The sequence below is a fragment of the Streptomyces sp. TAA204 genome (assembly GCF_000424965.1).
In genome coordinates this window covers 82,987-103,215 of sequence record NZ_AUKW01000002.1, presented here as the reverse complement: position 1 = coordinate 103,215, position 20,229 = coordinate 82,987, and the positions used below count along the sequence as shown (strand labels likewise).

The 20,229-nt window shown below is 71.8% G+C and carries 9 protein-coding genes; 3 read left to right on the top strand and 6 right to left on the bottom strand.

The window, feature by feature from the left end; translation table 11 throughout:
* Positions 1–180 precede the first annotated feature (180 nt).
* The 5 genes from H343_RS33470 to H343_RS0103225 form a co-directional block, all read right to left on the bottom strand.
* Positions 181–3,933, bottom strand: coding sequence for a type I polyketide synthase (locus H343_RS33470; RefSeq protein WP_051264538.1), 3,753 nt, complete (start codon positions 3,931–3,933; stop codon positions 181–183).
* Positions 3,930–9,092 carry a non-ribosomal peptide synthetase gene (locus tag H343_RS0103240; RefSeq protein WP_158679504.1) on the bottom strand — a complete coding sequence of 1,721 codons (5,163 nt, stop codon included), beginning with the start codon at positions 9,090–9,092 and terminating at the stop codon, positions 3,930–3,932. The genes H343_RS33470 and H343_RS0103240 overlap by 4 nt, the downstream gene beginning before the upstream one ends.
* A gap of 131 nt (positions 9,093–9,223) precedes the next feature.
* A complete protein-coding gene (locus H343_RS28650; RefSeq protein ID WP_051264537.1) occupies positions 9,224–11,671 on the bottom strand; it encodes a SpoIIE family protein phosphatase in 2,448 nt (815 codons plus the stop codon).
* Between the two features lie 170 nt (positions 11,672–11,841).
* Positions 11,842–12,849 carry a 1-aminocyclopropane-1-carboxylate deaminase gene (locus H343_RS0103230; RefSeq protein WP_028429955.1) on the bottom strand — a complete coding sequence of 336 codons (1,008 nt, stop codon included), beginning with the start codon at positions 12,847–12,849 and terminating at the stop codon, positions 11,842–11,844.
* 81 nt (positions 12,850–12,930) lie between these two features.
* Positions 12,931–13,626 (bottom strand): GntR family transcriptional regulator, encoded by a 696-nt coding sequence (locus H343_RS0103225; RefSeq protein WP_028429954.1) that lies wholly within the window; start codon positions 13,624–13,626, stop codon positions 12,931–12,933.
* A 309-nt stretch (positions 13,627–13,935) separates the two neighbouring features.
* Here H343_RS0103225 and H343_RS28645 point away from each other — a divergent pair, with 309 nt between their 5' ends.
* Together H343_RS28645 and H343_RS28640 are read left to right on the top strand one after the other, a co-directional pair.
* Entirely contained in the window at positions 13,936–15,000 is a 1,065-nt protein-coding gene (locus tag H343_RS28645) for a pirin family protein (protein WP_078504974.1), read from the top strand.
* A gap of 680 nt (positions 15,001–15,680) precedes the next feature.
* Complete coding sequence (locus tag H343_RS28640) at positions 15,681–17,123, top strand: Glu/Leu/Phe/Val dehydrogenase dimerization domain-containing protein (protein WP_078504973.1); 1,443 nt, start codon at positions 15,681–15,683, stop codon at positions 17,121–17,123.
* Positions 17,124–17,222: 99 nt separating this feature from the next.
* Here the strand turns inward: H343_RS28640 and H343_RS0103210 are convergent, their stop codons facing one another.
* The gene (locus H343_RS0103210) at positions 17,223–17,729 is read right to left on the bottom strand and encodes an Lrp/AsnC family transcriptional regulator (protein WP_028429953.1); all 507 of its coding nucleotides are present in this window, start codon (positions 17,727–17,729) and stop codon (positions 17,223–17,225) included.
* A gap of 128 nt (positions 17,730–17,857) precedes the next feature.
* Here H343_RS0103210 and H343_RS0103205 point away from each other — a divergent pair, with 128 nt between their 5' ends.
* Positions 17,858–20,212 (top strand): transketolase-like TK C-terminal-containing protein, encoded by a 2,355-nt coding sequence (locus H343_RS0103205; RefSeq protein WP_486586766.1) that lies wholly within the window; start codon positions 17,858–17,860, stop codon positions 20,210–20,212.
* Positions 20,213–20,229 lie beyond the last annotated feature (17 nt).

Sequence of the window (20,229 nt, the reverse complement as noted above, 5' to 3'; positions counted from 1 at the left end):
TCGCGGCGCCCGGCACGGACGCCGCGAGCCACCCGGCGAACCTTCCTGGCCACAGCACAGCAGCGACGCTTACCGCAAGTAACCCACTGGTAAGTTACGCTCTGGTAAATATTGCTCCGGGCAACCACCTGACCCCGTGAAGAAGCCGGCGGCGACCGCCGCTGCGGGGAGCGCCGGGACCTACAGCGATGCCCGTACCTGGGAGATCAGGGGCGTGAGGAGGCGCCGGTCGCCGATCTCCCGGAACTCCGGGTCGTGATCGGCGATGGCCCGTTCGACCGAGCGCCACCACAGGACGGTGTTCTCGATCTGGGCGATGAGCTGCTGCCGGACGCCGTCCGGCTCGTGCGGCCGGGCGGTGGTGTTGGCGATGACGGGGACGGACGGCGGTGCCCAGTCCCGTGCGTGTGCCGGACTCCCGAGGACGGCGCGGAACTCCCGTGCCGCGGGCCGCATGAGCCGTGAGTGGAACGGGCCGCTGACCTCCAGTCTGCGCACCGAACGGGCGCCGCGTCCGAGCAGCACGGGTGTGAGTGCGTCGAGGTCCGGACCGGGCCCGGCGAGGGCATGGGAGCGCGGGGCGTTCGCGGCCGCGAGGTGGACCCGCACGGGGCCGGGGGCCGGCCCCGTGGCCACGTCGTGCAGGACCTCCCCGATCTGCTCCTCCGAGAGCCCGTTGACGGCGATCATTCCGCCGCCTCGTACACGGGCCATCGCTGCGCCGCGCTCGGCGACCAGTCGCAGACCTTCGGCGAAGGAGAAGACGCCGGCGGCCTCCAGCGCGTTGTACTCGCCCACGCTGTGGCCGAGCGCGGCCGCGGGTTGCTCCCCGGTCTCCTCCAAGTGGGCGCGCAGCGCGAGGGCGTTGACGGTGTAGACGGCGGGCTGGGTGTAGGAGGTGTCCCGGAGCGGACGGTCCGGATCGCCCGCGCACACGTCCGCGATCGAGTAGCCGAGCACCTGGTCCGCCTCCGCGACGAGTTCGGGGTACCGGGTCATCAACTCCCGCCCCATACCGGCGTACTGGGTGCCCTGCCCGGCGAAGACCAGTGCGACGGGGAGCCGGTGGCCCGGCCCCGGTGGCGGCGGGGGCATCTGCCCCGCGGGCCCGGGGTCGAGCGCCCGGTCGTACGCGGCGCCCAGGCTCGGCAGGTGGACGGCGTCGAACATGCTGAAGTGGTGCCCCGGTACGGGTGTCGTCCGCAGGTCGCCCGTGAGGTGTTCGCGCCGGAGGCGTTCCTCTTCGGCGGCGTCACGGGTGGCGTCCACCGCGTCCCTGATCCCGTCCGGCGTTCCCGGCGGAAGAGGGTCTTCCGCGGTGAAGAGATGGACCGGACCGCTGTACGGGCGGGGACGGTGCTCGGCGAGCGCGCGGTCGCACACGCGCCAGACCGTGTACATGGCTTTCAGTTCGCGGACCGTGGCCGGGGTCCAGTCGGGCGGACGGACGGACTCGATCGCCTCGTCCACCGTCCGGGGCCGGCTCGGGGCTTCGGCCGCTTCCGGCCGGGGCAGGCCGAACATCAGCCGCAGCAGGCCGGGGAAGAGGTCCAGGGACTCCTGGTCGCTGTGCGGGCGGACGGTCTCCGCGTGAGGCGGGGGAGTGTCCCACAGCAGCACCTGCTCGACCCGTTCCCCCATGTCGCCGAGGAGGCGGGCCACTTCCAGGGCTACCGCCCCGCCGAACGAGTAACCGCCGATCCGGTACGGGCCGTGCGGCCTCGCCCGGCGGACGAGCCGGGCATGATGCCGGGCGATCCGGGACACCGTGGTCAGCGTCCCGGCCAGCTCGCGCGGGTATCCGATGCCGTACAGAGGCCCCGGGTGGGTGCTGTGCCCGGCCAGGGCCAGGGCGAAGGAGATCGTGCCGCCCGAGGGATGGATGAGGAAGACCGGTGTCCCGCCGGGACGGCCCTCCTTGATGAGCGTCATCGTCTCGTGGCCGTCGGCGCCGCCGCACCACTCCGCCACCCGTCTCGGTGTCCTGAGTCTGGTGAACTGCTCCAGGCTCAGCTGCGTGTCCAGCCGCTCGCGCAGCGCGTCGACGACCTCGATCGCGTGCAGCGACTCCCCGCCGAGCGCGAAGTAGTCGTCGTCCGGGTGGACGGAGTCGAGGCCAAGGCGGGTGCGGAAGACCTCGGCCGCGGCCTCGACGGGATCACCGGCGCGACGGTGGGCGTGGTGAGGAGTTCCTCCTAGGCCCCCTTCTCCGTTCGGCGCTCCTGCGCTCTCCGGCGACCGGCCCGCCGCCGCCTCCGGTTCGATCCAGTGGCGGACCCGGCGCAGCCGCGTCCGCGGCAGCCGGAGCATCCGCGCCCGGCTCACATCGCCCGTCCACCCGGCGTCGTCCGTGCCGCCGGGCGCTGCTGCCTCGTACCGTCCCTCGCGCACGTCGCGCAGGCCCGTGAGTGCCTGCTCGCGTGTCGAGACGGTCAGCGTGGCCCGGTGCTCAAGCGTGGGCCGGCCGCGGGAGAGGGTGTGGGCGAGGTCGTCCAGTCTCGTTCCCGGGTTCCTCTCAAGATGGGTGATGAGATCGGCGGCCGTCCCGCGCACACGTTCCTCGTCGGGTGCCGAGAGCATCAGTACGAAGTCGCCCGCGGGGGCGGGGTCACGAACGGGCGGCTCGGGGGCAGGGGTCAGTACGCAGTGCGCGTTGGTGCCGCCGATGCCCAGCGAGGTGACAGCGGCGGCGCGGATCGGCCGCTCGGGCCTGCGCAGCTCGGTGTTCACGACGAACGGTGTTTCCGCCAGGCGCAGTTCGGGATTGGGTTCGCCGAAGTTGGCCTGTGGCGGGATGGTCTGGTGGTGCAGTACCAGGACCGTCTTGATCAGTCCGGTGACGCCCGCCGCCGCGTCGAGGTGCCCGATGTTGGCCTTGACGCTGCCCAGCGCGCATTCAGAAGGCGGATCACCCCTCGCCCCGTAGGCGAGGTCGAGGGCGCTGACTTCGATCGGGTCACCGAGGTAGGTGCCCGTGCCGTGGGCTTCGACGTAGCCGACCGAGGACGCCCGGACTCCGGAGGCGTCCAGACAGGCGCGGACGACCTCCTCCTGGCCGGCGGCGCTCGGCGCGCTGTAACCCGCCTTCAGGGAGCCGTCGTTGTTGACGGCAGTGCCCGCGACGGCCGCGTAGACGTGGTCGCGGTCGGCGACCGCGTCGTCGAGGCGCTTGAGGACGACCACCCCGCATCCGCTGCCGCGCACCAGGCCCGTGGCCCGCGCGTCGAAGGGCCGGCAGTGCCCGTCACGCGAGTACGTGCCGCCCGTGCGGTACCGGTGGCCCACGGTCTGCGGAGTGAACACGCTGACCCCGCCCGCCACGGCGACATCGCACCGCCCGGAGCGCAGCGCGGCGCACGCCTGGTCGATGGCCACCAGCGAACTGGAGCAGGCCGACTGCACGCTGACACTCGGGCCGCGCAGGTCCAGCGCGTACGAGACGCGTGTGGTGAGGAAGTCCTTGTCGTTGCCCAGCAGCACCGGATAGGTGAACGCCTGGTCGCGGAACTCGGCGGAGGGGAGCACGTGGTGCAGCATGTACGAGCTCAGGCTCGTGCTGCCGAAGACACCCACCCTTCCGCCGTACGCGGCGGGCGCAGCGCCCGCGTCCTGGAGCGCCGCCCATACGCATTCGAGGAAGATCCGGTGCTGCGGGTCGACGAGCCGGGCCTCGCCGGGCGTCATCCCGAAGAACGCAGCGTCGAAGTCCTCGATGTCCGGCAGGTCGGCGCCGTAGGGCACGTAGTCCGGGTCGGCGGCGAGGTCGTCCGGCACCCCGGCCGAGTGCAGTTCGGCGGCCGAGAACCGGCGCACCGCCTCCGTGCCCGCCGACAGCATCGACCACAGCGCGTCGACGTCCCCCGCCCCGGGGAAGCGTCCGGCCATGCCGGTGACCGCCATCTGTCCGTTGCCTCCGGGGCCCGTGCCGCTCACTGCTGCCCACCCGCCTTCTCCTCGTCGCACAGACGCTGCACCAGGGCTGCGTACGTACGGAGCGTGGGATGGCTGAAGAGGTCGACCATGCGCAGCCGCGACAGTCCGAAGTGTTCGGCGACGCGCTGGTGGATCAGGGTGACGTGCAGCGACGCGCCCCCTATGTCGAAGAGCCGCTCGTCCGGGCCGAGGGTGTCGACCGGGACGACGTCGCGCCAGATCCGGGCGATCTCGTCCTGGACGGAAGCGGCGTCGGCGGGCGCTTCCGCGGGGGCGTCCACACCGCGCTGCGGGAGGCGCCCGTCGTGGCCGTCCCGCTGCGTGTCCGTGCCGCCGACCGGGTGCCCGTCCCCGCCGATGTCGGCGGGGGCGTCTCCCCGCGCGGCCCTTACGGCCTCCGGAACCGGCAGAGCGCCGCGGTCCGTCTTGCCGCCCGCGGTGACCGGGAAGCGCTCCAGCGCCGTGAACATCCGGGGCACCATGTACGCCGGCAGGCGGGCGGCCGCCAGATCCGTCAACTCACGTGAGGGGACCGGTTCTCCGCTCGCGGTGGTGTAGTAGGCGGCGAGATGCGGACTGCCGGGCCGGTCCTCGCGCCGGATGACGACAGCGTGGGTGACGTCGGGGTGCGTACGCAGCGCCGCCTCGATCTCACCGGGCTCGACGCGGTAGCCGTGCAGCTTGAACTGTTCGTCCCTGCGGCCCGCGTAGTCGATGGTGCCGTCGGGCCTCCAGCGTGCGAGGTCGCCGGTGGAGTGGAGCAGTTCGCCGGGTGCGCCGAACGGGTCGGCGGTGAAGCGCTCGGCGGTCGCACCGGGGTGGTGGAGATAGCCACGGGCGAGGCCGGGCCCGCCGAGGTGAAGTTCCCCCACGACGCCGACGGGGACCGGCTGCCTGTGGCCGTCGAGGATGCGGGCCCGGGTGTTCGGCGTGGGAATGCCGACGGGCACGGGCTCGGTGACGTCCTGAGCGCTCGTCAGGGCGTGATACGTGGCGTAGGTGGTGGCCTCGGTCGGACCGTAGCCGTTGATAAGGCACAGCCGCGGGTTGGCTTCGAGGGCGGTGGCGGCGAGTGCCGGACTGAGGACCTCACCGCCGACGAGGAGGGTGCGCAGGCCGGCCAGGGAAGCGGGGTCGTCCTGGACCTGACGGTGGAAGAGCGCCGTGGGCATGTCGCCGTGTGTGATGCCCTGCCCGGCGATGAGCGAGGCGATCTCCCCGGGCGTCGGAGTGTCCGGCGGGGCGAGGACGAGCTGCGCGCCGTTGGCGAGCGCCCCCCAGATGTCGAACGTGACCATGTCGAAGGAGAGCGAGGCCACGAGGAGCAGCCGGGAGGCGGGACCGATTCCCGTCCAGCGGGGCGCGTGCACAGCGAGGTCCGTGACGGCCCGGTGGGGGATCTCGACACCCTTGGGCTGCCCGGTCGAGCCCGAGGTGTAGATGACGTACGCGGTGTCCTCTCCCGTGACGGCGACGGCGGGCGCGCGTGCCGGGCAGCCCGCGATCGCGTCATGGTCGTCGCGGAGGACCTCCGGGGTCAGCTCCAGCACGAGACCGGCGTCCTGCGCCATGAAGGAGGTCCGGTGCCGCGGCTGGGCGGGGTCGAGGGGGACGTAGGCGCTGCCTGTCTTGAGGACCGCGAGGAGGGCGACGACCGCGTCAGGGCCCCGGGGCAGGCGGACTCCGACCCGGGAGCCGGGCTCGGCGCCGCGTTCGGCGAGATGGTGCGCGAGCCGGTCGGCCCGCTCCACCAGTTCCCGGTAGCTGAGCCGCCTTCCGCCCCCGGCAAGGGCGGGGGCGTGCGGAGTCCGCGCGGCCCAGCGGTCCACGAGTTCGTGAACTCCCCTGCCGGCCAGGTGCGGAGGCTCCTGCACGGTGCCGCCGGCGAAGGCGCCGAGGATCTGGGCGCGTTCCGCGTCCGTCAGCATCCGCAGCCGGGTGACCGGGACGTCCGGTTCGCAGACGGCCGACTCCAGCAGCGTGCGGAAGTGGCCGAGCAGCCGGCGGGCGGTGGAGGCCCGGAACAGGTCGGTGCGGTACTCCACGGTCAGCCGCAGGCCGCCCCCGGCGTCGGGTATCAGATTGACCGTCAGGTCGAACTTGGCGATGCCGGTGTCGAAGTACTCGAAGTCCGCCTCGATCCCCGCGAAGGTCATCTCGTGCCGGTAGACGTCCTCCGGCACCAGGCACACCTGGAGGTAGGGGCTCTCCTCGGCCGAGGAGCGGCCCAGCTCCTCCAGCAGGAGACCGTAGGGGGCCCGCTGGTGGGTGTAGGCGTCCGTGACGGTCCGCCGCGTGCGGGCGAGCAGTTCGCGGAAGTCCGGCGCACCGCTCAGGTCCGCGCGGAGCGGCAGCGTGTTGAGGTAGTAGCCGACGGTCCGCTCGTCCCCGGGCCGGTCGCGGCCGGAGAACGGCGCGCCCACGGCGACCTCATCGGTGCCGCAGTACCGCGAGACGAGCGTGTGGAAGGCGGCCAGCAACGCGGTGTAGCGGGTCGCTCCGGCCGAGTGGGCGAGCTCGTCGATACGTTCGGTCAGCTCGCGCGGCAGGTGCCCGCGGACGAGTGCGCCCTCGCCGGAGGGGGTCTGCGGGCGGGGGAAGTCGGTGGGCAGGTTCAGGCTGTCGGGCAGCCCCGCGAGTTGTCCGCGCCAGTACGCCAGGTCCTCCTCGAGATGCCCGCCGGTGATCAGGGCGTGCTGCCGGAGCGCGTGGCCTGCGTACTGGCCGGGCGGTGGACCGAGAGCGGGCTCCTCGTGTGCCGCGTACGCGGTGTAGAGCGCGGACAGCTCTGCGAGGAGAGTGTCCGCCGACCCGCCGTCGAAGACGCTGTGGTGCATGGACAGCACCAGCAGGTGCTCCTCGTCGCCGCACCGCAGCAGGGCCGCGCGCAGGTGCGGCCCGCTCGCCAGGTCGAAGGGCTGCCGGACGGCTTCGCGTACCGCCCGTTCCTCCTCCGCGGGGCGTTCGGAGGCGGGAACATCGCGCAGACTCCGCACGGTCAGCCCGTGCGGGGTGAACGGGCGCACCTCCTGCCTGAGTTCGCCGCCGCTCATGACGAGGCCGGTACGCAGGGCCTCGTGCCGTTCGACGACGGCGTCGAGGGCACGGGAGAGGGCGGTCACGTCCAGGGGCCCGCGAAGGCGCAGAGCGAGCGGTTCGCTGTAGACCACGGAACCGGGGTGCAGCGCGTCGTGGAACCACAATCCGCGCTGCCCGTAGGTCGCGGGCACGGGTTCGCCCGGCGGCGCCGGCGGGGGAGCGGCCTGCCCCCCGTACGGCTCGGGCTCGGCGGGTGCCTCTGCCACCACGGTCTGCAGAGCGTCCAGGTCCTCGGCCAGCAGGACGTCGAGTACCTGGACGTGCTTGCCGAGGCGGCGTGAGACGCCGGCCGCCATCCGGCCGGCCGCCAGGGAGTCACCCCCGTTCGCGAGGAAGGAGATCCGGGGATCGGGGTTGCCCGTCCCGAACACCTCGTGCCACAGATCCAGCAGTCCGGGCTCGGCCCGGGGTGCGCCGGGGTCTCCGCCGGGCGTCTCGAGCGCCGCCGGCGGGGGTGCGTCCCGGACGAGGGCCTCTCTGTCGGTCTTTCCGTGGGCGGTCAGCGGGAACGCGTCACGCACCACGATCCGGTGCGGCACCGCGTACCACGGAAGCCTCGCCCGCAGGAGCTTGTGCACCTCGCCCGGATCGATCCGGGCGTCGCCGGACTCCGGTGTCACATGTGCGACGAGCTGCTCGGTGCCCGGCTCGAAGACGCCCTCGGGCGCCGGGCTCTTGAGCACGACGGCCTGTCCGATGCCGGGGTGGCCGATCAGGACGTGCTCGACGTCGCCCGGCTCGACCCGGTAACCGCGGACCTTGATCATGTGGTCGACGCGGCCGAGGAAGGTGTGGACGCCGTCGCAGTCCACCCGGACCAGATCCCCGGTACGGAAGTAGGGCCGCCGCGTCCCGTCCTCGTCCGTTCGCGTGTAGAAGGCCGGCCGCTCGCCGGGCTCCGGCCGGATGTACCTGCCGACCCCGGCCCCGCCGATGTGGAGCTCGCCCCGCCGGTCACCCGCGGTGCCCGGCGCGGCCGCCGCCGGCCCGCCGTCCCGCTCCGGCGGCTCCACCAGCAGGTCGGTCGCGCGGATCGCGGTGCCGATGGGGGTCCGCTCGGGTCCGTGGTCCTCTTCGCCGACCTCGTACAGCGATACGCACACCGCCGCCTCGGTCGGGCCGTAGCCGTTGAGCAGGGTCAGGCCGGGCAGCGCCCTCTTGATCCCGCCGAGGAGGCCGCGAGGTATCGGCTCGACGGCGACGATGACCCGCCTCAGCGACCGCAGGTCGAGGCCGTCGCGCAGGCCCTCCGCGACTGCGGGGAGGAACGCCGCCGGGATGTAGGCGTGGGCGATGTGCTCCCCGGCCAGCCAGCCGGCGAACTCCCCGGGATGCCAGCGGCAGGCGTCCGGGGTGACGACGAGTTCGCCGCCCGCGGCCAGCGCGGTCCACGTCTCCAGGACCGCCGCGTCGAACCCCGGGCTCGCGCATGTGCTGTACCGGCAGCGGGCGGGAACGGCGCGCCGGGCCGCGAACTCGTCGAGGAGGTTCACGATGCCGCGGTGCTGGATCACGATGCCCTTGGGCTGCCCGGTCGAGCCCGAGGTGTAGATCACGTACGCGTCGTCCCCGGTGACCTGCGTCGTACCGCCCCACCGGCCGGCACGGAGATGCGCGGCCGAGGCGAGATCCGCGGCGCTGCCGAGAGCGGGAAGTCCGTCTTCGGGCTGTGCGACGGCGGCAGGGGTGGAGGCGTCACCGGGCCCGGCAGCCCCGGCGCTGAACAGCGCGGCGGGAGCGGCGTCCGTGAGAATCCGCTCCACGCGGTCGTCGGGGTAGGCGGGGTCGACGGGCAGATACGGCTTGCCGCAGCGCATCGCTGCGAGAGCGGCGGCCACCTGCCCCGGTCCGGGCTCGAGGAGAACGGCGACCGGTCCCGTACGGTCCGCCGCGAGGGGGCGCAGTCTGTCGGCCAGCATGCGCGACGCGGCGGCCAGCGTCCCGTAGGTCACGGCCGAACGGTCCGTCCGCACGGCTGTCGCCTCGGGATCCCGCTCCGCCGCGGTGTCGAAGCGGCGCAACAGGGTGCCTGGCTGTTCTGCGGAGAGTGGATCTGTCATATCGGACATCTCGCACGACTTGCCGTGTCTGCTCTTCCGCACGGCCCCCGGAGGACGATTCCGTCCGCGGTGCGAAATCCTGTGAAAAGTCGCTTACCCGCTGAGTGTGACTCCATGCGGCGGCGGAGCTCTCAGCCCCGGCCACGGACCGCACCGCCCGTCCGGTCGCCTGGGCTGCCGCTCGTGCTGCTGCCCCCGCCGGGGAGCGGCAGCTCGAACCAGACGACCTTGCCGTCCGTGACCGACCGCGCCCCCCACTCCTTCGCGCACTCGCTGACCAGAGTCAGCCCCCTCCCGCTGTCGTCGTCGAGGCTCATCCGGGTCCGGTGGGGCAGGCGCTCGTCGTCGTCGGCCACCTCGATCACCAAGGTCCCTCCCTTGGCCATCTGCAGGAGGATCTCCCCACGCGCGTGTCCGAGGGCGTTCGTGATCAGCTCACTCGTCAGCAGCTGCGCCGTGTCCTCCAGGGCTTCCAGACCCCAGGCCCGCAGTTCACGGCCCACCAGCGACCTCGCGTGCGACGCGGACCTGGGGTCCGGTGACACCCGCCAGCGGACCGACCGGTGGTCCGGCATGGCATGCGCCGAGGCCATGAGCACCGCGAGGTCGTCGTCGTCGGTGGGTTCCTTCAACTGCGCGATCACGTCGTCGCACTGCTGCTGCAGCGAACCCGAGGGGTTCGATGACGCGAGCACCTCACGCATCGTCCCGATGCCCACATCGATGTCCTGGTGCCGGCGCTCGATCAGGCCGTCCGTGTAGAGCACCAGAGCGCTGTTCTCCGGCAGCAGCAGGTCGACGACGGTGAACTCGGAGCTGCCGAGACCGATACCGAGCGGCACGCCGCTGCCCACCGGGACCATCCGGGTGCTCCTGTCCGGGTGCCACAGCACGGGCGCCGGATGTCCCGCGTTGGCGATGCCGCACTCGCGGGTCACCGTGTTGTACACGGCGTACACGCATGTGGCGTACTGCATCGCGGGAGAGATCTCCACGATCTTGTCGAGCCTGCTGAGCAGGTCCACCGGTTCCAGATCGAGCCTGGCCAGGGTGTGCATCGCGGTGCGCATCTGCCCCATGCCGGCTGCCGCCTGGATGTCGTGGCCCATCATGTCGCCGACGACGAGGGCGATGCGGTGGCCGGAGAGCGGGATGACGTCGAACCAGTCCCCGCCGACCTTGGCGGAGCGGCTGCTGGCCCGGTAGTGATAGGCGATCTCCAGCCCCGGCCGCCGGGGGAGGTCCTTGCCGTCGGGGAGCATGTTGCGCTGGAGCGCGACCGCCACGCGGCGCTCCTCGTCGTACAGCCGGGCGTTGTCCAGGCTGAGTGCCGCGCGGGCAGCCAGCTCCTCGGCGACCTTCAGGTCCTCCTCGTCGAGCGGTGCCCGTTCGGCGGAGCGGGCGAACTCCACGAGGCCGAGGGCCTTGCCGCGGGCCACCAGCGGCGCGACGATCACGGAGCCCAGGGCGGTCTCCCGCGGCGGGCGGGCCTCTCCTTCGAGATGGGTCAGTTCGGCCAGGGCGGTCTCGTCGATCCGTTCCCTGCGCCACGGCCGTCCGCTGGTCAGGCTCCCGTGCGAGTGTGAGCCCACCTCGTGGACGTGCTCGGTCCGGGAGCCGGAGAAGAGCATCCGGTCCGCTGCGCCGCCCGTCAGCAGGCTCCTCCCCGCGAGGCGCACGGTGGTCACCGGATCGTCGGCGGAGGGGGAGCGGACACCGTCGAGGAAGTCCTTGCGTATCTCCACCGACGCGGCGTCGGCGAAGTCCGGAACGACGAAGTCGGTCAGCTCACGTGCGGTCTGGCCCATCTCCAGCGTCGTACCGAGCCTGCTGGTGGCCCGGTTGACCAGGGTGAGCCGGTGACGGAAGGCGGATGCCTCCAGCAGAGCCGTCTCCCGCTCCGTCACCTCCACGACCAGACCGCCCAGACCCAGCACCTTCCCCTCGCGGTCCGTCAGGCGGAAGAAGGAGACCGACCAGACCTTGTCACGGTCCCGCTGGCCGCGGCTCCTGGTGCCGATCAGCACGTTGGAGAGCGGCTCCCCGGACTCCAGCACGTTGCGCAGGTGCTTCTCGTACTCGCCGCCGTCAGCGGCGTTCACCAGTTCTCCGACGCGGCGTCCGATGTGGTCCTTCGCGGGCACCCCGTTGAACTCGGCGAGCGCGTCGTTGACGAACACGTACCGGAGCTGGCTGTCGATCATTCCCAGGCCGAAGGGGGAGGCCCGCATGAGAGCGTCGACGAACGCCGTCTGTCCCTCCCACCAGGAAGCCTCCGCCAGGTCCGTGATCTGGCAGAGCAGGCCCACGCCGCCGTCTGCTTCCCTCAGCGGGGAGCAGTTCAGAAGCACCTCACGCGGGATGTCGTCACTGCGCGCGACCGTCGTGACACCGCTGTAGTACTGCCCTGCGGCGGCGTCGCTGAGCGCGGCGCGCAGGGCATCCCGTGCGCTGCCCTTGAACAGGGAGCGGCAGTGCGTGCCCAGTACCTCCTCGGCCGGGCGGCCGAACCATGCGGCGGCGTCGGCGCTCCACGCTGTGATGTGCCCGCTGTGGTTCAGGGCGAGGGAGATAGGCATATCACCTCAATATGCACAGAATGCAGTGAAAGCCATTCTATGGAGTGATCAAGCTTCCCGCTCGCCGGTCCTGACGGCCCACGGACTCCGCTGCGTGGGCGGGCGTGGGAGGGCGCGCCGGGCGGGGGCCGGGGGCCCTGGAGCCGGCCCGCCCGCCCGGCTCCACCCGGTCAGTGGAAGATGCCGCTGTAGGCGTTGAGGGCGGGCTGGCCGCCGAGGTGGGCGTAGAGGACGTCGGAGTCGCGGGGGATGTCTCCCTCCCGGACGAGGTCGATCAGTCCGGCCATGGATTTCCCCTCGTAGACCGGGTCGATGATCATGCCTTCCAGGCTGCCGGTGAGGCGGATGGCGTCCACGGTGGACTGCACGGGGATGCCGTAGAGGTCGCCCGCCCACCCCTCCAGTACGGTGATCTCGTCGTCGCGCAGGTCCCGTCCCAGACCGATGAGGTCGGCGGTGCCACGGGCGATCTTCTCGACCTGGGCACGGGTCTGGTCGATCTTCGCCGAGGCGTCGATCCCGATGACACGCCGGGGCCGGTCCTGGCCCGCGAATCCGGCGATCATGCCCGCGTGCGTGCTGCCGGTGACGCTGCACACGACGACCGTGTCGAAGAACACGCCCAGTTCGCGCTCCTGGCGCTCCACCTCCCGCGCCCAGCCGGCGAAGCCGAGACCGCCCAGAGGGTGGTCGGAGGCGCCTGCGGGGATCGCGTACGGGGTGCCGCCCGCTGCCTGGACGTCCTCCAGTGCCCGGTGCCAGCTGTCCTTGAAGCCGATGCCGAACCCGGCCTGGACCAGGCGTACTTCGGCGCCCATGATCCGGGAGAGCAGGATGTTGCCGACCTTGTCGTTGACCGCGTCCGGCCAGTCCACCCAGCTCTCCTGCACCAGCACGGCCTTCAGTCCCGCCCGGGCGGCTGCCGCGGCCACCTGACGGGTGTGATTGGACTGGACCCCGCCGATGCTGACCAGGGTGTCGGCGCCCTGGGCGAGGGCTTCGGGGAGCAGGTACTCGAGTTTGCGGGTCTTGTTCCCGCCGAAGGCGAGCCCGCTGTTGCAGTCCTCGCGCTTGGCCCATATCCGGGCCCCGCCGAGACTGTCGCTGAGCCGGTCCAGCGGGTGGATTGGACTGGGGCCGAAGAGCAGGGGGAAGCGCTCGAACGCGTCGAGGGACATGGTGACTCTCCTTCGCGAGTGCCCCTGTCGGGGCGGTGGGTGCCCGGCCCCGGGGCGTGACCGGAGGGGGAGCCGCGGCCGTCAGTGCCGAGGGGGAGGGGTGCCGCCGTCGTCGTCCGGCGGGTGGGTGTCGAGGAGGGGCGCCAGCGTCTGCCAGTTGGCTCGGGCGGCGGCCGCCGCGCTCTCGACGTCCCCGGTCTCGCACAGCGCGATGATGCGCTCGTGCTGAGCGACCGAGCCCCGGCCGCTCAGCGACGAGAAGCGCAGCCTCTCCACGCGCCGCAGCACCGGAGTGAACTGTTCCAGCACGCTGCGCACCGCGGGGTTGGCGCACGCGGTGACCGCGACACCGTGGAAGTCGTCGTCCGCGAGGACCGCCGCGTCGACGTCGTTGCGCCGCAGGGCGCCGGCGAAGCGCGCGTTGGCCTCCCGCATGGCATCGAGTTCGGCCGTGGAGAGGTTGGGCAGCGCTTCACGGACGGCGAGTTCGTGCATTGCCGCCGTCACGGACTGGGCGCCACGCGCGGCACGGACGTCCAGCGGACTGACCATGGTGTAGCGGCCGGGTTTCGTCTGCACGAGCCCGGCCTGCTCCAGACGCGTCAGGGCCTCCCGCACCGGGGTGCGGCTGACTCCCAGCCACTCCACCAGATCCCCGTCGTTGAGCCGCTCGCCCGGGGCGAGGGTGCCGTCGACGATCGCGTCGCGGATCGCCCGGTAGGCGTTCTCCCTCAGCAGGGATCTGGAGACGAGCCCACGGCTCCTCGGAATCGGCATGCAATATATTGCATGCTGCATGATGGCGACTGTCAAGGGTTGGTCCCGCTCGGCGGAGTCACGGAGGGCCGGGCGGCGTGGAGCCCGGACGGACGAGCGGCACCCTGTGCGTGCCCCCTGCCGTCGCCGCGACCGCACGGCGCGAGCGGGTGAGGACCCAGGTAGGGAACGGTGAGGACAGGCAAGACATCGCCCACAGCAGGGATTTGGCCCGCGCCGGGCCTCGGGAAGCCGGGGAGGGCCCGGAATAATTGAAACGTTGACTTCATTGACCGGGGTGAACTGCTCCCCGGCGTCCAGGAGGTCACCATGCCGGCCGTAACCGCGGACACCTTCACCCTGCCGCGTGTCCCGTCCCCTGCCGGTGAGGACACCCGGTGGCGCGAGGTCACCAGGACCGTCACCGCCCACCGTCAGCTGGAAGGCGAAGGCTTCGAGGTCCGCCGTCCGTTCCCCGGGGCGGATCTCCCGGCCGCGGACCCGTTCCTGCTGCTGGACCATCTGGGTGCCGTCGAGTACGGGCCCGGCGAGGCCAAGGGCGCTCCCTGGCATCCCCACCGCGGCTTCGAGACGGTGACGTACATGCTCGACGGGACGTTCGAGCACACCGACTCCACCGGCGGCGGCGGGCTCATCACGGAGGGCGCCACCCAGTGGATGACCGCGGGCGCCGGAGTGCTGCACTCCGAACTGCCCCCGCAGGACTTCGTCGCCAGGGGCGGTCTCTTCCACGGCGTCCAGCTCTGGGTCAACCTGCCCAGGGCCCTGAAGTGGACACCGGCCCGCTACCAGGACATCACCGCCGCCCGTACGGTCCTGCTCTCCAGCGACGACGGCGGAAGCCTGCTGCGCCTCATCGCGGGGGACCTCGCCGGACACCGGGGCCCCGGCGTGACCCGCACCCCCATCACCTACGTCCACGCCACCGTCAGCCCCGGTGCGCAGCTGGCCCTGCCCTGGCCCCGGGAGTTCAACGCGCTGGTCTACGTACTGGCCGGGCGCGGCACCGCGGGCACCGGCCGGCGGCCCCTGGAGGAAGGCCAGCTCGCCCTTCTGGGGCCCGGCGAGGCCCTCACCCTGCGTGCCGCGGAGACCCAGGACTACAACGGCAGCCGCACCGGCTGGGAGGTCCTGCTCCTCGGCGGCCTCCCGATCGGCGAACCGGTCGCCCGCTACGGCCCGTTCGTCATGAACACCAAGGCCGAGATCATCCAGGCGGTCGAGGACTTCCAGAACGGCCGCCTCGGCACCGCCGCGCCACAGCCGCTGCCCCACCGGGCGACCGCCGACGCGCACCTGGACCGGCAGTCCGCCGGAACCGGGCAGAAGCAGGACGGGGAGGACAAGAAGGAAGGGACTTCGGAGGCGGGGTGACCCGGAGCGGCGCCCCCGGTACGCCCGCCCGCCGCGCCGCCGCCGACGGTCCCTGGCGCCCTCCGGCACCCGGAGGGCGTACGCCGCCCCCGCGCGAGTACGGGCGGAGCGGGGGCGGTTGGAGGGGCGTGCTGTTCGACCCGGTGACGACTCGGCCCTCGTGCACGGACGGCAGTCACTCCCCGGATGAACCCGGCCCGGAGGGCGCCGTCCGAGGGCCTTCCCGTCCGGTTCGGGCGGAGGGGAAGCACTCCCCGTCACCGAAGCCCGTGGCCTTCCGGCCGGCCGGGCTGAGCTGCATTTTCTTTCTGTTCGAATTGGGCGCCGGCAAGCGGAAAAAGCGGCACGGGAACCGACCCAAGAGACGCCTTGACAAGGGATGAAGCGCGACCTCACAGTAGGCGCTACGCGCACAACGCAACCAGACGCATTCTCTGCGTGTTTCCGATACATTTCCTCGCGCCCGTTGAGGGCCCACCACAAGTGTGCCCTGCGGGCGTAATTCGGCCTGCCTGTACGGTCGTCGGCCGCTAACAATTGCGAGCAGCCGCCCGAATCAGCGGAGCATTCTGCGCAGTTCCCGGGAAGTGGCGACGAATGTCCCTCTCCCGAACCGGGGCGGGAAAAGTCCCGCACGTGAGAGTAAGTGCCTATCAGTGACCGGAAAGGGTGAGTGCCAAGTGACGCAAACTGCTGTCGAGACGCCATTGCAGGTTTTCGAGCATGAACCCTATCTGCAGGTCACGTGGCGCGACACCCTCACCCCCGCCCGCGGGTACGTCGTGATCGACCAGCTGGTCACCGGCATCGCCACGGGGGGCCTGCGTATGCGGCCGGGGTGCACGATCGGTGAAGTGACGGAACTGGCCCGGGAGATGACCCTGAAGATGGGTGCGTTCGGCATTCATGTCGGCGGCGCCAAGGGCGGCATCGACTTCGACTCCACGGACCCGCGGGCCGACGAGGTGCGCGAGCGGTTCCTGCAGGCGGTCCGGCCGCTGCTGGAGCGCTTCTGGGTGACCGCGGGCGACCTCGGCACTCAGCAGGAGCAGCTCGACCGGGCTTTCGCACGGGTCGGTATCGGTGAGAACTCCTTCCATGCGGCAGTGGTGCGTTCCCCTTCCCAGGCCGAGGTGCTCTCGCGTATTCAGCAGGCGTTCACGACACGCACGGAGGGCCTGAAGCTGTCCGAACTGGTCGGCGGCTTCGGTGTGGCGGAGGCCGCGCTGGCGGCTCTGGAGCACCGGCGCATCCCCGCAGGGACGGCCCGTGCGGTCGTACAGGGCTTCGGCGCGATGGGCGGCTCCACGGCGCTCTACCTGGCGCGTGCCGGGGTGAAGGTCGTCGGGGTGACGGACGCCCAGGGCCTGATCCTCAACACCTCGCGCGGCCTGGACGTGGATCTCCTGCTGTCGGCGCGGAGCGCGGGCGGCCTCATCGACCGCTCCGTGCTGCGCGAGGACGACGTGGAGGGCCCCGGTGACACCTGGCTGAGCCAGGACGCCGACCTGCTGGTGCCTGCCGCCGTCTCCTACTCGATCACCGCGGACAACTGCGACCGGATCCGCGGCAAGCTCGTGGTGGAGGCGGCGAACGTGCCCACCACCCCGGAGGCCGAGCAGCGTCTGCTGGACCGGGGAGTCACGGTGGTTCCCGACTTCATCGCCAACACCGGCGCCGCCGCCGGGGCCTGGTGGGTGATCCTCGGGGAGGTGGTCAGTCCTGCGGGTGCGTGCACCCGGCTGTCCGAGCAGATCCGTCCGCTCGTCCGGGGTCTGATGAGCCGGGCGGAGGAGACCGGGACGTCCATGCGGGCCGCGGGTGTGCGGTTCGCGAGGGAGAACTCGCAGCGCATGATCGGCGAGTACGGCGGAGCGGTGGCGTTCCAGGACCTGTTCCCCGCCCTGCCGCAGGGGCAGCACCTCCCGGAGGACGACACGGAGACCGCACTCGGCCTCTCGAACTCCCCGGACCTCACCGAAGTCGTCGCCCACCCGCCGAACGGTGCCTTCCCGGTCTCGGCCGATCCGGTCGATGCTTCCCTGGAGACCGGCCGGCAGCCCGCGGGCGCCTGTCCGGCGTACTGGCCGGGCCCTGCGGACCCGGACTCCGGCCAGGCCTGACGGCACCCGGAGCGACCACACCCGCACCGGAGTGTGCGTGTAGTGCCCTGCAGCCGGCGGAGTCCGGTTGCAGGGCACGGCCAGTACGCGCCTGCCCGGTCAGCCGGCGGGGTTCTCCGGCCGCCCCGCGGACCGTTCGAGCAGCGGCGTCAGACGGTGGTCGACGAGCTTGTGCATGACGAGCGCCGTACTCGTGCGCTCCACCCCCGGACTGGCCAGGACCCGGCCCGCGATCCGGTACAGGTCCTCGGCGTCGACGGCGACGACCCGCACCAGGAGGTCGGTCTCCCCGCTGAGGCCGTCGACCTCGACCACCTCGGGTACCCGGCTGAGCGCTTCGGCGACCTCCGCGAGCCGGTCCTGCGTCACGCGCGTGGTGATGACGGCCGACATGGGGTATCCCAGAGCGGCCGGATCGATCCGCCGCTCGAAAGAGTGCAGCACGCCCCGCCGTTCCAGCTTGCCGAGCCTTGCCTGGACGGTGTTGCGGGAGAGCCCCAGCCGCTGGGACAGCGCCATCACCGGGGCCCGCGGTTCCTCCGCCAGCGCGAGCAGCAGCCTTGCGTCGACGGTGTCGAGGGGCTCCTCACCTGTCACAATGCTCAACCTTGCTGTTCGTCGGTGCGCCCTCACTGAGCAGATTGCTCAGTCGGAACTCTCCTGCTTGTGCGGTCATCATCATCCTGCTGTCATTCAGAAGCAATCTGCTGACCTCTACGCTTCGGGCGGACGGCATGAAGACGACGGACCACATGGCAGGAACCGACCCGGTGCGCGGACCGGCCGGCGGGCCGGCGGACAGCGACCTGGAGGTGCTCAGGGCCGTCGAGCAGCGGGTGCTGTGGCTCTCCGCGTCGATCATCGACCACGCCAACCGCGTCCGTCCGAACCCGACCGGCCTGAAGGTCGGCGGTCATCAGGCGTCGAGCGCCTCCATGACGTCCGTCATGACGTCCCTGTGGTTCCACGAACTCGGCCGCGAGGACCGCGTGTCCGTCAAGCCGCACGCCTCACCCGTCCTGCACGCCATCAACTACCTGCTGGGTGAGCTGGACGAGACCTACCTGACCACACTGCGCAGCTACGGCGGCCTGCAGAGCTACCCCAGCCGTGAGAAGGACCCCGACCCCGTCGACTACTCCACCGGCTCCGTCGGCATCGGAGCGACCGCGCCGGTCTGGGGAGCCGTCGCCCGCCGGTATGTGAACGCCCGTTTCGACGGGGCCGGTTCGGGCCGCCAGTACTCGCTGATCGGGGACGCCGAGCTCGACGAGGGCGCCTGCTGGGAGGCCATTCTCGATCCGGGCGTGGCCGACCTCGGCGAGGTCGTGTGGATCGTTGACTTCAACCGGCAGTCGCTGGACCGGGTCGTGCCCAACATCTCGGCGACCCGCCTGCAGGGAATGTTCGCGGCGGCGGGCTGGCAGGTCCTCAACGTCAAGTACGGCCGTCTGCTGGAGGAGTTGTTCACCAGGCCCGGCGGCGAGGCACTGCGCACACGCATCGACGAGATGACCAATCCCGAGTATCAGCGGCTCCTGCGCTGCACCCCCGGGCAGCTGCGCGAACGTCTGCCCGGTACGGGCGCGGGAGGCGACCGCATCGCGCAGCTCCTCGCGGAACTCGACGACGCCTCCGTGGACGCCGTCGTCCGCAACCTGGGCGGGCACGACCTCGGCGCGCTGACCGACGCCTACGCGTCCATCGACGACACCCGCCCGACCGTCGTCTTCGCCTACACCGTCAAAGGCCACGGCCTCGCGACGGCCGGTCATCCGCAGAACCACTCGGCGCTGCTCACGGGCGAGCAGATGGCCCAGCTCGCGGACAGTACGGGCGCCGACCGGGAGCGGCCCTGGGCCCGCTTCCCGCAGGGCAGTGCCGAAGCGGAGCTGTGCGACCGTACGGCGGCCCGGCTGCGACGCCGCCCCTCACCCCCGCACTCCCCTCCCGCCCTGCCGGCGGACTTCAAACGCACGCCCTCCGGCAGCGGGTCGACCCAGCAGGCCCTGGGCAGGGCCCTGCTGGACCTGACCCGGGAGGCGCCGCAGGCGGCCCGGCACGTGGTGACGGTCAGTCCCGACGTCGCCTCGACCACCAACCTCGGCGGCTGGCTGAACAAGGTCGGCACATGGTCCCCGACCGAGCGCACGGACTGGTTCGCCGACGACGCCGAGACCATCCTGCACTGGCGGGAACGTCCCAGCGGTCAGCACATCGAGCTGGGCATCGCGGAGACCAACCTGGTCGGTCTGCTCGGGGAACTGGGCGCCACATGGAGCCGGTGGGGCACACCCCTGCTGCCGATCGGCGTGGTCTACGACCCCTTCGTCGGGCGGGCCCTGGAACCGTGGTCCTTCGGAATCTACGCGGGCGGGCAGTCCATCCTGGTCGGAACGCCCTCCGGGGTCAGTCTCGCGCCGGAGGGCGGCGCCCATCAGTCGGTCATCACCCCTTCCATCGGGCTGGAGCAGCCCGGCTGCACCGCCTACGAACCCGCGTTCGCGGTCGACGTGGAGTGGTGTCTGCTCGCCGGCCTCGCGTGCCTGGGCAGGCCCGGGGGCAACTCGACCTACCTGCGGCTGTCCACGCGTTCGGTGGACCAGGCCCTGGCAGCCGTGCCGGGTGACGCCGCGGCCCGGGAGCGCCGGCGCAAGCAGACGGTCGCCGGAGGCTATACGCTGCGCCGGCACGCCGACCCTGCCCTGACCATCGCCGTGACCGGCGCCATGGTGCCCGAGGCGCTCGCCGCTGCCGACCGGCTCGGCGAACTCGGTACGGGCGCGGACGTCGTGTGCGTGACCAGTCCCGATCTCCTCTTCCGCGCCGTACGCGCACGGCAGGGACTCCAGGAGGGCTCCGACTGGATCCTCGATCAGATCTTCCCCCGTGAGCGGGCCCGGCCGCTGGTCACCGTCCTCGACGGTCACCCGCACACGCTCGCGTTCCTGGCGGGCGTCAACCACGTACGCAGCAGGTCGTTGGGCGTGACCAGCTTCGGACAGTGCGGCACGCTCACCGACGTGCACCGGCACCACGGGATCGACGCGGACGGAATCGTCACCGCGGCGCTGGATCTGACGGACTGAACGGTATGTCTCCCGGC

Coding starts and splice junctions, on each gene's coding strand:
- H343_RS0103230 (WP_028429955.1), bottom strand. CDS start 12,849: ATGTCCCTCGACGCGTTCGAGCGCTTCCCCCTGCTCTTCGGCCCCAGT.
- H343_RS28650 (WP_051264537.1), bottom strand. CDS start 11,671: ATGCCTATCTCCCTCGCCCTGAACCACAGCGGGCACATCACAGCGTGG.
- H343_RS0103205 (WP_486586766.1), top strand. CDS start 17,858: ATGAAGACGACGGACCACATGGCAGGAACCGACCCGGTGCGCGGACCG.
- H343_RS0103225 (WP_028429954.1), bottom strand. CDS start 13,626: ATGCCGATTCCGAGGAGCCGTGGGCTCGTCTCCAGATCCCTGCTGAGG.
- H343_RS0103240 (WP_158679504.1), bottom strand. CDS start 9,092: ATGACAGATCCACTCTCCGCAGAACAGCCAGGCACCCTGTTGCGCCGC.
- H343_RS28645 (WP_078504974.1), top strand. CDS start 13,936: ATGCCGGCCGTAACCGCGGACACCTTCACCCTGCCGCGTGTCCCGTCC.